Source organism: Dyadobacter sp. 676, assembly GCF_040448675.1.
Lineage (GTDB): Bacteria > Bacteroidota > Bacteroidia > Cytophagales > Spirosomataceae > Dyadobacter.
This window is the reverse complement of the sequence record NZ_CP159289.1, coordinates 4,710,571-4,723,323: the sequence shown is the minus strand read 5'-3', so window position 1 is coordinate 4,723,323 and position 12,753 is coordinate 4,710,571. Positions and strand designations below refer to the sequence as shown.

Sequence of the window (12,753 nt, the reverse complement as noted above, 5' to 3'; positions counted from 1 at the left end):
TATTCTTTATTATATCATTTAATTAGATTGCTTACAAATAAACTTGCTTGGCAAAAAGTTTGAATTTATCTTTGTGCAACAATTTCCACGATTCAAATTTCTTGCTGTCAGTGAATACCCAGAATGAATTGTTCAGTACCGCGAAAGGTTATAGCGTACAGTGTGATTTAACTTCCAGAATTATTCTTCACTTTGGCGAGATCAAAGCCTCTTTCAAAATTCTGGACTTTCTGAATTTCCGCCGGTTTATCAACAGCATCGACATCCACAGCAAAATTTTCGATCTATCCGACGAATCTGACTATGAGTTTGTTGAGGTTCCCCGGCTTAATATGGAACACAAGATGACCCTCTGCGAAGTAATCCAGCTGCGCGAGCTGGTGAACGGAACGCACTTCGCGATTGAGCTCAACTCCATGCTTCACCAAGTCCTGTTTTCAGAGCAAGAATTAGTCTAAATAACTCATTCAGACTATATTAGACCGTTTCCAAATTTCTAAAACGATTTGGAAAGATGAACTTTCGCATGATATTTGCACTTGTTAAGGCACGAATAAACAAGCGATATCATGAAAGACTTACTTAGAGCACGTACTTCCCTCAAAGAGGAAATAGAGATACTTTTGAACAACCAGGTGAAGATGGAAGCAGAAGCTTCCGCGAAATACCTTGCCATGGCATCGTGGTGCGACCGCAACGGTTTCAAGCACAGCGCCAAGTATTTCCTCAAACAGTCTGACGAGGAGCGCGGCCACATGCTGAAAATCTTCAACTACCTGATGACAGTAGGAGGTACGGCGATTTCTCCCGAAATTTCCGGCGTTAAGCAGGAATATCCGACCTTCAAAAGCGTGTTTGAAACTGCGCTTCAAAGCGAAATCGCGGTGACGCAATCGATCAACCGCATCATTACGGCGGCACGCAGAGAAGAGGATTACGCGACCGAAAACTTCCTGCAATGGTTCGTGAGCGAGCAGATCGAAGAAGAAGACAACGCACGCCGCGCGATCGAACTGTTCGATGTAATCGGTGAGGAAGGAACCGGTTTATATGTGATCGACAAAGCAATCGGCAAAATCGGCGCCGACGAATAATACAAATTTCTTATCTGCCCGAATAGCTGCCCGAAAGAGCAGCTATTTTGTTTTTAAACCCTTGTAAAATAACGCCTCTCCCAGACCCTGTACCAGTTTTTGTTGGCCGGGTACCTGCGGTGAGCGGCAAAACGGTTCACCATCACAGCTACGAAAAGCAGGATCAGGACCCCGCTCAAAACGGGGCTCAGCACATACATATAACCCAGCGCTTTGATCTTCTCTGATCCAATATTTGCGATCAACGCCGTCGCGCCGCCCGGTGGATGTAACGTTTTGGTCACCTGCATCAATACGATGGAGACCGAAACAGCAAATGCGGACGACAGCCAAATCTGGTCGGGAATGATCTTATGGACCGTCACTCCCACGATTGCGCATACCACATGGCCGCCTATGAGGTTTCGCGGCTGCGCGAGCGGGCTGTTCACGATGCCGTAAATCAACACCGACGATGCGCCAAAGGAGCCGATGAGAAATAACGAATCGGAATCGGTGAATTTCTGGTCGTTGAGCAGGCCTATCAGCCCGATACCGAGAAATGATCCCAGGAAAGTCCAGAAATGGTCTTTGAAATCGATTAATGTCTCTTTGTAAACTACGTAACGGACCAATCTTGCGTTACGTTTGATCTTTTTTCTCAAAACTTGAAAACTTTTTTTGGTTGCGGCAATAGTGAAAATAGAACTATAACGGGATGCCAATGGTTCGTAAATCATTGGGACACTCCAAATTTCTCCCCCGCTCCATTTTCCTATTCCCTTCCAAATATACAAAAAACGGGTCAGGCAGCGCGACTTTGTGCCCGTTACCCGGCAGCAAAATTTGGTACGGCTTTTGTTGGGTCGCCAGATTTAAAATAGTAGTATTGCAATAGCACACCGTGATCCGATTCCATGAATTACCTCGACGAGTTTAAAAAGTTTATTTCCAGCCATTACCTGTCGACCGGTGTACGTTTAACCCTCGGGACGATTATCCCCAGCCTCATTTTTCACCACTACGGCATTCTGGGCGAGATGATCGCGTTTCCGCTCGGCACGCTGCTGATCGGCGGCATCGATAATCCCGGACCTTACCACAGACGGCGGAACGCGCTGCTGGTCGCCATTGCCACTTGCTTCGTAGTTGCCTGTATTACGGGCTATCTGCGGCATTTTCATTTCATCGTCTTTCTGGAAATCATCATATTCGGAATGTTTTTCTCGCTGGTCGGCGTATACGGCAACCGCGTGAACAGCATCGGCCTGATTTCCCTGCTCGTTTTTGTATTTAACATTGATGACCACCTCAGCGGCGATATGGTGTTGCGGACTGCCGCGATTTTTTCCGCCGGTGGTATCTGGTATTTCATATTGTTCATGGTTTTGCAGAAGCTTTTACCCTACAAGCTCATTCAGCAGCTTCTGGGGGAAAATTTTGTGGAGCTGGGCAAACTGCTTTCCATAAAGGCCGGTTATTATTTTGCCAATCCCGATTACGACGAGCTTTTCAACCGGATGGTACATCAGCAGGTCATTCTCCGCGAGAACCATGAAAACCTGCGCGAAATCCTTTTCAAAACGCGGGAAATCGTAACAGAGTCCACCACCAAGAGCCGTATATTGATGCTGATGTTCCTCGACAGCATCGATCTTTTCGAACGTATTCTCAATTCCCAGCAAAACTACGCCAACCTGCATCGTGCATTTGACCATACCAAAGTATTGAGGTTGTTCGGGACGTACATTACCTGGCTTGCCGCCGAAATCCAGCAGATCGGGTTGGCCGTACAGAGCGGTTACGCGTCGCATCCCCGCCACGACCTCGACGAGGCTTTCAACAAGTGCCAGCGCGCCTTCGAACGCATGCGCGAACACAAGATGAACCATGATAATATGGAAGATTTCATCATGCTGCGGCAAATCCTCAACAGCCTGCAAGACGTAACCGAGCGAATAAAAAAACTGCACAGGGCTACGAAATACGAAGCGGATGTTAGTAAGGATTACAAATTGACCGTGGAAGCGGAAGATTTTACCCCGAAGCAGGATTACCATCCGCGCATTTTGCTCGATAACCTCTCGCTGAAGTCGAGCCATTTCCGCCATGCCGTCCGCGTGACGTTGGGATTGCTGGCTGGTTATATCGCTTCGTTGTTCCTCGCCGTAGGGCATGGCTACTGGATCCTGCTTACCATCGCGGTGATTCTCAAACCTGCGTTCAGCATTACCAAGCAGCGGAATATCCACCGGATCGGCGGGACCATTTTGGGGGTAGTCATCGGGTTTCTCTTCCTCTATCTCATCGAGGAGAGCACGCCTTTGTTCCTACTGATGATGGTGTCCATGATCCTGGCGTACAGTTTCCTGAAAATCAATTATTTCGTTGCATCCACGAGCATTACGTTGTATGTGATCCTGTCGTTCCATTTCCTCAGCCCGCAACATGTAACGGCGGTTTTGCAGGACCGCGTCATCGATACGGTGATCGGCTCGGTGATCGCCTACATTATATCTTCCTATGTGCTGCCGGTTTGGGAGCATTCGCAGATCAAGCAATATATGAAGGATGCGCTGGACGCAAATCGTAAGTACTTTGATATCGTAGCCGCGAAATTTACCGGAAAGCCACTGGATATCAACGAACTGAAAGTCCACAGGAAGAATGCGATCATTGCCATGGCCAATCTTTCGGACAATTTCCAGAAAATGCTTTCCGAACCGAAACGTCAGCAGTTGAACATGGAAGAATACCACCAGTTCGTAGCGACGAGCCATATGCTGACTTCCTACATCGCTTCGCTCTCGACCTACGCGCAGACATTGGAATACTCGGAATTTTCGGTCGAATTCGAAATGATGACCCGGCAAATCGACCGGCAATTGCAGGCTGCTATGGACATCATCGACGGCAAGACGGGCAACAGCCTGGAAATCGTACGGGAATCGCTACCCCAGAACCAGCGGCTGGTCGAACTGCTTGCGAACCGTAAAAAGGAAATCAAGGAGCTCGGCATCGAGAAGGCCGATCAATCTCCGGTGCGCAAAATGCTGTCGGATTTGAAAACAATCAACGGGCTATTCGAGCTCATCAGCACTATTTCGATCGATGAGATCAAGATCCTTCAAAAAATAAAAACCGCGAAAGCAGCTTAGCAATGGCTTCATTATCAGGAACAGAAAGACGGAATATAAAACCCGGACTCGCCGTGTCCATTGTACTCAAAAAAGACCAGCGGACCGGCAAGCTCACGCAAGGCATTGTAAAAGACATCCTCACCAAAGCCCCGGTGCACACGCACGGCATTAAGGTCAGGCTTGAATCGGGCGATATCGGGCGCGTAAAAGTTATTGAAACCGAAGATTAGCCCTGGCTTGTTCCAATATTTCGTGAATGGTTTCGAGCGGCAGGTCTTCGGCCGGGTTAATCAGCAGGATTTTCATCCTCGAACGCTTTTCGGCGACCAGCAGCGGATGTTCCAGCAGGTAGCCATCCACAATGCCGAGGTATGGCGTGCCCGTTTTCTTTTCTTGCCATAAATAACAAAGCCGCTTCGCGCCCAGCTTGTAAAATGGCATCTTATATTGCCAATCTTCCCGTATTTGCCGATCAAAAGAAAGTACCAAATGCCTCAATGCAAGCAGGCAGCTTTTCGCCGGCTCTGGCCTCTCCATAAAATAGCGATCGATTTCTCTCAATGTCCGTCCGGTTTGGGTGATTCGTTATCTTTGCCCTCAATTTATCCGATTTATGTCAAATCCTCGCGTTAACCTGATTATCGGGATTATCAGTATCAGCATTTTTCCCGTGCTCGTGAAATGGGCGCCGGTGTCGGGCGTTACTTCCGCATTTTACCGGATGCTGTTCGGATTGCTGTTTTTACTGCCCTACCTGGTCGTTACCGGAAGGTTCACTCTGCCAAAAGGAGCGCTGTGGTTTCCGATTGTACTTTGCGGGATCATTTTCGCTACCGATATTGCGGTTTGGAACCTGTCGATACACTACTCGAACGCCACGCAGGCGACACTGCTCACCAACCTCTCGCCCGTGTGGGTAGGGGTCGGCTCGTTTCTCTTCCTGCCCGACAAACCCGGGCCGCGCTTCTGGACAGGCACGCTGGTCGCATTGATCGGAATGGTAATTTTAATTGGTGTCGAGACATTCACAGCCATGAAAATCGACCTCGGTTTTGCGTTGGCGGTGCTTTCGGGCATCCTTTACGCTTCCTACATGCTCATCAGCAAAACGGTTCTGAACAAAATCGACATTGTAAGTTTCATGACGGTCAGCATGGCCGTTTCGAGCGCTTACCTCTTCGTCGTATGCCTGGTTTTCGACCAGCCCGTGTGGTATTTCAAACCGGTAATCTGGGGCGTTTTTGTGGTACAGGGACTGATTTGTCAGCTTATCGGCTGGTTGACGATCAGCACGGCGGTAAAACAAATGGATGCCAAAAGCGTTTCGCTCAGCCTGCTGAGCCAGGCCGTTGTGACAGGACTTTTTGCGTGGTTTTTTATCGGAGAAAAAATAACCATGCAAATGATCGCCGGCGGTGCCATTATCCTTACCGGCATTGCGATTACTTACACCGGTCGCCGGAAATCCGCCGTCCGCAAGGCCTAGCTATTCCTCTACCGGCAGATAGACGATGAATGTCGAACCGATGCCGGGCTTTCCTACCGCGTCAATCAGCCCTTTGTGGTTTTCGACGATCTTCTTGCAGATCGCCAGCCCGATGCCCGTCCCTTCGTAAGTCGAACGGTTATGAAGCCTTTGAAAAACCTGAAAAATGCGGTCTTTGTATTGAGGATCGAAACCTATCCCATTGTCGGTGAATGATATGTACCGATATTGCCTTCCCGGCGTGGCCCCTGCCAGCGGGATTGCGGCGCCGTCCACCTCTCCCGTCCGGATTTCGATAACAGGAGCCCTGTCCGCGCCGACGAATTTGAGCGCATTGGCGATCAGATTCATAAACAGTTGTTCGAATTGGTACACGATAACGTCCCTGACCGGCAACACGTCGCTCGTTATAACCGCATTTTCGGCTTGAATGACGTCGCTGAGCTGTTCTTTCACATTCTGCAGAACCAGGTTGAGATCGGTACTCTCGAAATGCTTTTCGGCAACATTCGCGCGCGAAAAAGCCAGCAGGTCCACGATCAGTTGCTGCATACGCAGGGACGACGCCTGCATGCGGTTAAAGTAGTCCTTCCCTCGTTCCGAAAGTACTTCACGCTCGGTTTCGAGAATGCGCGTCGCGAAGGTCTGGATTTTTCGTAAGGGTTCCTGTAAATCGTGGCTGGCGACGTAGGCAAATTGCGCGAGCTCCATGTTCGTGCGAACGAGCTCGTTATTGGCAACCAGCAATTGCTGTGTTCTTTCCTGCACCTTCGTTTCGAGCTGATCGATGAAAAGGCGATTATCATGAATGTCCAGGCTGGTCCCCACCCACATCTCTATAGTGCCGTCGGCATTGCGTTGGGGGATCGCACGGCATTGGTACCACCGGTATTCGCCATCGGACCGTTTCAGGCGGTGTTCGAACATAAAATCGGTGCCGGCTTTTATCGAGTCGTTCCACAGTCGCAGGCTCTCCGCCCGGTCGTCGGGATGCACGAGCTGCAACCAACCTCCCCGCTCGATTTCCTCGCCGGTATGTCCCGAATAAGTGAGCATCGATCGGTTGAAATAATTGAGGTTTCCCCGCGCATCGGCCGTCCACACAAACTGCGGGAGCGAATCCGCCAGCGTACGGAATTTCCCTTCGCTCTTTTTTAACGCCAGTTCCGATTCGCGCCGGTCGGTAATGTCCATCATCGTCCCGAGCATACGCAGCGGTACATGCCCTTCGCCAAAAAGCACCTTACCCTGCGTCCTGATCCAGTGGATCGACTGGTCCTGGTGGATAATCCGTGCTTCGTAATAGTAAACACCCGTTTCGAGCGCCATCTGAAATGCCTTTTCAACGATTGCGTGCCGGTCCTCCGGATGGACCTGCGCACGCATTTGCGCGTGGCTCAACACCGTATGCTCATCATATCCGAAAATAACTGCCAACCGGCCCGAATGGATGATTTCCCGGGTCTGGATGTTAAGGTCCCAGATTGCGAGGCGTGTCCCCTCGGTCGCCAGGGAAAGGCGGTCGGCGGTTTCGGCGAACTGCTGCCGCAAGGTAACCTTGTCGGTCACGTCGTTCACGGAAACCATAATGCCGGATACGCTGCCGTCCACTTCGAAAATAGGCGCGTACTGAAAATCGAGATAATGCTTTCTCACCCCGCCGGGGCCGTCCACATAAGTGACCGCCTCGTTTTCGCGATAGATTTGGGCAGTGCGGTAAACATTGTTCAGGAGCTCGATGAATTTCTGGTCTTTCTGTTCGGGGAAAACGTCGATCAACCGCTTTCCCGCCACTTCTTCCAACTTCCTACGCCAGATACTAAGCATACTCTCATTGGCAATACTGATCACCAGCTCCGGTCCTTTGAGAATGGCCTTTGCGAACTGGGATTGCGTTACCAGATTACGGAACTGGTTTTCGCTGCGTTGCAGGCGCTGTTTGGACAAAACCTGCTGTGTAACTTCGGTAGCCACCACTATGATACCCGATGCCTTGCCGGAATCGTCGTCGAAAAGCGGCTGATAAACGAAATTGAAATAGCAAACCTCCGGCTGCCCGAAACGACGGAGTTCGACCTCGAATTCGTTTCCGTGATAGGCATTCCCCGAATGCAAAACATTGAGAAGTATCGGCTCCACATACCCGCGAACCTCGGGAAGGCCCGTAAAGAGGGATTTCCCAACCACTTCTTCTTCGGTACGGTCGATGATGCGCAGGTAGGCGTCGTTCGCCATTTCTACGATAAAATCCTCACCGCGCAGGATCGCCATTCCTACCGGGGCTTGCTTTACCGTATTTCTGAACTTGCTTTCGCTATCGGCCGTGAGGCTCGCCCATTGCGAAGGACCCGCGTTATTTTCAGACGTGTGCTGATGGAGATTTTTAGACTTGTCCACTTTTTTTCGCGAAGAAGATACTTTCAAAAATAAGCGGACAAGCCGGGAGAAGTCAATATTGATAATAAAAGTTTTCAGGAGCCGGCGTCCAGTTATGCTTCGTCCAGTCGATATCCAGCACCTGTTTGATTGCCTGTTTCAGTTTGGGAAACGATCCCGGTTTGCGGATAAAGAAGTTAGCACCTTTCTCGTGGACCTTCCTGACCATTTCCTCCTGGCCGGTGGTTGAAAAAATCACAACCGGTATGTCTTCCCAGGCTTTGGTTTTACGGATCTGGTCCAGGCATTCGAAACCGTTTTTCCGGGGCATATTCAAATCCAGAAAAATGACGTCGGGCGGAGGCGGTACGGTTTTCTCCATCAGGTCAATCAGCTCGACCCCGTCACTTGCCGTCATCAGTTCCGCGGAAGTGCTCACTTCCCTGAGCGCGTCTTCGAAGAGCAGGCAATCGTCCTCGTCGTCGTCGGCAAGGAAAATAGATTTATTTGGTTTTGTGCTCATAACCTGAAATTAAGTACTCACGAAATAACATAAACGTTGCTTAATACATTCAACCTAATCGAGGTACAGCAGCAGTCAATCCCGTTGATAAGAAGATACAAGTTAGGCAATAAAAACCGTATACTAAATTTATTCGCATTAAAATTCACCTTCCAGACTTTCTTTTGGCTTTTTCTTGGCCTGGTGCAGGCGGTAGTTCAAAGTCAGGTTAATCTGCCGCAAACGCCCCTGCGAGCTGTTGCGGGTATAGAAATTGGCCCCCTCTGTAATGGAACGGAATTTCCTGGAATTAAAAACGTCCACGACGGTGAGCGTGAGCGTTCCGTTGCCCCTGAGAATGTCCCTGGTAGCGGCCAGATCCAGCGTCGCCAGGGCCTTTCTGCGGCCTTGCGGCGTTTGCTGAGGCGCTTCGTAATTGCCTCTCAGCTGCACATCCGTGTTTTTCCAAAGCGTGAACCGCGACATGGCGCGTACGAACCAGCTGTAAGTATCGCTCTTAAAGTCTTCATTCACCCGGGTACCGTCGGTAATGGCACGAAAGAAATTGGCACTGCCGTCGAGCTTCCACCACGGATACGGGGTAAATGAGCCCGTAAATTCGGCCCCATAGGCATCTTCCGTCCCGAGGTTTTCAGGTCGCGTGTACGAGCTCCCGTCGTCCTGCACCGTGCGGATACTGATGATCTTGCCATTGGTGTGGCGGTAATAAATGGAGGAGGTCAGCGAGCCCTTGTTCATATATTTAATATGGCCCAGTTCAAAGGCATTGGTGAACTCCGGGTTCAGATCGGGATTACCGCTCCAGTAGTTGCGGTTATCGCTGTACGTGGCGAACGGGCTGAGGTCGTTATACTGCGGCCGGCGGACGCGGCGGCTGTAACTGAGCTGCAAGGCATTCTGCTTCGCAAAATCGTAAGTAATATGCATACTGGGGAACAAATTGGCATATTTCCGGGCATTCACTTCATTGGTTTGTTTCAAAGTAGTGGTCACGCCGGTCCATTCCGCCCGAACACCTCCCTGATAAGAGAATTTGCCGGTTTTGTTGCCGATCATCCCGTACAATGCATTGATATTCTCCTCATACAAAAAGTCGTTTGTAAGCCCCGGCAACGTAACCCACGCGCCGTCGCCGGTTTGCTGCGTCACGGTGTAGTCGTTGGTCATGTCCCGCGAGCTGCTTCTCCCGCCGGCTTCTATTTTACCCTCCTTTCCGAACGGGTGTACATAATCGACCTGGAACAGCAGCTGCTTTTCCGTTTCATAGTTCACGGCACGCTGTAAAAGCGGCGGGATGCCCGACGGGCTACCATCGGGTTTGTAAACGTTCTCGTGGTAATACTGGTCCGAATCCTCCCAGTTGTCGAGATAACGCACGTCCGCCGTAAACTCCCGGCCCTTGCGGTTGAACGTCTTTTTGTAAGTCAGCGCATATTCCGAATTGGGTTCCGTTTCCGTCTCGTCCTGTGTGCGGTGGGTGTAGCTGGTTATATTGCCGAGGTTCGACAGGTAGTCGCGGTAATTCAGCGTCGAAAACCGCTTACCTTTACTCGTACGCCATGTATACGCGGCTGTAAGGACATTTTTTGTATTGAAATAATAATCCAGACCGCCCCGGGCGCTATTGGCCATACCTTTCAGGTTGCTCTTCATGTCCCGCTCCATGATGAATGTGGAATCATTGCGGTAAAGCTCCTGATACACATAGTTTTTACCCGGCGTATTCCGGTACGACATAGTGTAATTGATAAAAAAATTGAGGTTTTTCTTGCGGTAATTCACATTCGCGGCCCCGCCGAAATTGGTGGGATGCCCGGTAATGATGTCGAACGAGCCATTGATGCCCTCCTTCCGCTCTTTCTTCAGAACGATGTTGATTACACCGCCCATCCCCTCGGCCTCATATCTCGCCGACGGGTTGGTGATGATTTCCACCCGCTCGATCATGCTGCCCTGCAACTGCGCCAATCCGCTGGCCCCTTTGATGCTCACCAGGCCCGACGGCTTGCCATCAATCAGAATGCGTACATTGCCGCTTCCGCGTAAACTCACATTACCTTCGACATCTACGGCCACGGAAGGCACATTGGTCAAAATATCGACCGCAGTCCCGCCCGCATTCGCGAGGTCCTTTCCGACGTTGAAAACTTTTTTGTCCAGCGATAATTCCATGGAGCTCTTCTCCGCCTGCACGGTTACCTCGTCGAGCGTTTGCGCGGAAGCGGCCACTTTAATGGAGCCCAGATCGAGCGGGGAATTGGCGGCAGTCAGTTTGATACCGGGTGTGTAATGGGGTTTATAACCAATAAATTCGGTAAGGGCATAATAAGTCCCCGCCTGGATATCGACTATAAAACCGCCCGTTTCATCGGTTATGGCGCCCGACACAAAAGAACTGTCGGCCGATTTAAAAAGCCGGATACTCGCATAGCCGAGCGGTGCGTTGCTCGCACCGTCGATAATCCGGCCCGTTATCTTAAGCTTGCCCCCGCCCTGAGCGGCGGCCGGCAATGCCGATATGCCGAAAATCAATGCAAACCACACGTATCCATGCCACTTCCCTTGTAAAAAGCCCTTCTTCAAACTGCTCCTGCTAGCCATTATTCTGTTGTAATATTTTCTCAAATGCATTAAAAGTTGCTACCCATAGAAACCCTTTTACCGTCCCGTTTTACTCTACCTTAACGATATATTAAAATGAACATTCCGACGCTCGCGAGGATTTGCGTACCTTTGCAATCTTTTTGCACATCCGCACATTGCCATGAAGAACGAAGCATCACAAACTTTAAAACTTGCGTTCCCAATTATCATCGGAGAACTGGCCCAAATGGCCCTCCACCTCATCGACAGCGCCATGGTGGGCGCTATCAGCTACAAACAGCTCGCCGCCGCGGCCCTGGTGATCAACGCCATGAACATTCCGTTCGTGATCGGTATCGGCATGACCATCTCGGTTTCCCAAATGGTATCCCTCGCCAATGGCCGCCGCGACGCGCAGCAGGTTTCGCATTACCTGTTCAATGGCTTTTGTCTTTGCACGCTTACGGCGCTGGCGATTTCCATCACATTGCTTTTTGGAAAAGATTACCTGCACAATCTCGGCCAGGACCCGGAAGTGGTGGAACTGGCCATTCCGTTTATGAGGCTGATGGGCCTTTCCATTATCCCGATGCTGCTGTTTATGACCCTGGAAGCAATTCGCCGACGGCCTGGAACACACGCGTACGGCTATGATATTCTCACTGGCGGGTATGCCGGTGAACATTCTGCTCAACTGGCTGCTCATTTACGGCAACTGGGGCTTTCCGCGCCTCGAACTCGAAGGCGCGGGCTGGGCGACGCTCATTACCCGCAGCATGATGTTCCTCGCCTTGCTGTTCGTGATTTTAAGGCACCGAACCTTTGCAAAATATATAGCCGTAAGCCGCAGCCAATGGTATTTCAAATGGCAAACCTGGCGCGAGCTGCTGCATATCGGCGTACCGAGCAGCTTGCAGATCGGCATGGAAGCGGGCGCTTTCGCGGTGTCGGGCATTATTATCGGGACTTTGGGGGCGGTGGCGCAGGCGGCCCACCAGATCGCGCTGAGCAGCGCCTCCTTCACATTTATGGTATCGATGGGCCTCGCACAGGCTGGCTCCATACGCGTGAGCAACGCGCTCGGCCGAAGCGATTGGGCGAAAATCGTTGCAATTGGCAAAAGCACGCTCGTGACCGCTCTTATCTACGGAACGTTCTGCGCGATCACATTCGGCGTGTTACGCAACCACCTGCCGATTGCATTCAACGACAATGCCGAGGTAGTCGGCTTGGCCGCATTACTCCTCCTTTTCGCCGCCGTTTTTCAGATTTCAGACAGCACGCAAGCCATCGGGGCCGGGTTGTTAAGGGGTATTAAAGACGTAAAAACACCCACGATCCTGATCGGAATTGCCTATTGGGTGATCGGTATTCCGGTTGGTTACACACTGGCGTTCCATTTCGGCATGGGCGCGTCGGGCATGTGGCTGGGGCTGATCTTGGGCCTGACGATGGCTTCGATTTTCCTGATGACACGTTTCTTCAAAATGACGAAAAGAAATCAGGTTTAGACAAAACTTCGTCAAAATCCGACTTGTTGATAAGGATATAATTGCGAAACTTCGTCATTAT

Annotated in this window: 11 protein-coding genes and 1 pseudogene; 7 read left to right on the top strand and 5 right to left on the bottom strand. The window is 50.7% G+C overall.

Going from position 1 to position 12,753, the window contains the following annotated elements; translation table 11 throughout:
- The first annotated feature begins 110 nt into the window (after positions 1–110).
- Together ABV298_RS21110 and ABV298_RS21105 are read left to right on the top strand one after the other, a co-directional pair.
- Positions 111–458, top strand: coding sequence for a hypothetical protein (locus ABV298_RS21110; RefSeq protein ID WP_353718145.1), 348 nt, complete (start codon positions 111–113; stop codon positions 456–458).
- A 111-nt stretch (positions 459–569) separates the two neighbouring features.
- Positions 570–1,094 carry a ferritin gene (locus ABV298_RS21105; RefSeq protein WP_353718144.1) on the top strand — a complete coding sequence of 175 codons (525 nt, stop codon included), beginning with the start codon at positions 570–572 and terminating at the stop codon, positions 1,092–1,094.
- Positions 1,095–1,147: 53 nt separating this feature from the next.
- On the opposite strand, the gene ABV298_RS21100 is transcribed toward ABV298_RS21105, so the two are convergent.
- Positions 1,148–1,738 (bottom strand): HPP family protein, encoded by a 591-nt coding sequence (locus tag ABV298_RS21100; protein ID WP_353718143.1) that lies wholly within the window; start codon positions 1,736–1,738, stop codon positions 1,148–1,150.
- Positions 1,739–1,990: 252 nt separating this feature from the next.
- Here ABV298_RS21100 and ABV298_RS21095 point away from each other — a divergent pair, with 252 nt between their 5' ends.
- Both ABV298_RS21095 and ABV298_RS21090 read left to right on the top strand, forming a co-directional pair.
- Positions 1,991–4,231: an FUSC family membrane protein gene (locus ABV298_RS21095; RefSeq protein ID WP_353718142.1), complete on the top strand. Its 2,241-nt coding sequence runs from the start codon at positions 1,991–1,993 to the stop codon at positions 4,229–4,231.
- Between the two features lie 2 nt (positions 4,232–4,233).
- Positions 4,234–4,443, top strand: coding sequence for a YwbE family protein (locus ABV298_RS21090; protein WP_353718141.1), 210 nt, complete (start codon positions 4,234–4,236; stop codon positions 4,441–4,443).
- Here ABV298_RS21090 and ABV298_RS21085 read toward each other — a convergent pair.
- Positions 4,424–4,774 carry a DUF1801 domain-containing protein gene (locus tag ABV298_RS21085; RefSeq protein ID WP_353718140.1) on the bottom strand — a complete coding sequence of 117 codons (351 nt, stop codon included), beginning with the start codon at positions 4,772–4,774 and terminating at the stop codon, positions 4,424–4,426. The two genes, ABV298_RS21090 and ABV298_RS21085, sit on opposite strands and share 20 nt — an antisense overlap.
- Before the next feature lie 52 nt (positions 4,775–4,826).
- Here ABV298_RS21085 and ABV298_RS21080 point away from each other — a divergent pair, with 52 nt between their 5' ends.
- On the top strand, positions 4,827–5,699 hold the full coding sequence (locus tag ABV298_RS21080; protein ID WP_353718139.1) for a DMT family transporter: 873 nt from the start codon (positions 4,827–4,829) through the stop codon (positions 5,697–5,699).
- Here ABV298_RS21080 and ABV298_RS21075 read toward each other — a convergent pair whose 3' ends face one another.
- From ABV298_RS21075 to ABV298_RS21065, 3 genes are all read right to left on the bottom strand, one after another.
- Positions 5,700–8,096 (bottom strand): PAS domain S-box protein, encoded by a 2,397-nt coding sequence (locus ABV298_RS21075; RefSeq protein ID WP_353718138.1) that lies wholly within the window; start codon positions 8,094–8,096, stop codon positions 5,700–5,702.
- Positions 8,097–8,148: 52 nt separating this feature from the next.
- A complete protein-coding gene (locus ABV298_RS21070) occupies positions 8,149–8,598 on the bottom strand; it encodes a response regulator (protein ID WP_353718137.1) in 450 nt (149 codons plus the stop codon).
- A 138-nt stretch (positions 8,599–8,736) separates the two neighbouring features.
- Positions 8,737–11,199: a TonB-dependent receptor gene (locus tag ABV298_RS21065; RefSeq protein ID WP_353718136.1), complete on the bottom strand. Its 2,463-nt coding sequence runs from the start codon at positions 11,197–11,199 to the stop codon at positions 8,737–8,739.
- A 163-nt stretch (positions 11,200–11,362) separates the two neighbouring features.
- Here ABV298_RS21065 and ABV298_RS21060 point away from each other — a divergent pair.
- Together ABV298_RS21060 and ABV298_RS21055 are read left to right on the top strand one after the other, a co-directional pair.
- Positions 11,363–11,746 (top strand): annotated as a pseudogene (locus tag ABV298_RS21060) (MATE family efflux transporter); the annotation flags it as partial.
- An 85-nt stretch (positions 11,747–11,831) separates the two neighbouring features.
- The gene (locus ABV298_RS21055; protein ID WP_353718135.1) at positions 11,832–12,692 is read left to right on the top strand and encodes an MATE family efflux transporter; all 861 of its coding nucleotides are present in this window, start codon (positions 11,832–11,834) and stop codon (positions 12,690–12,692) included.
- Positions 12,693–12,753: the final 61 nt, after the last annotated feature.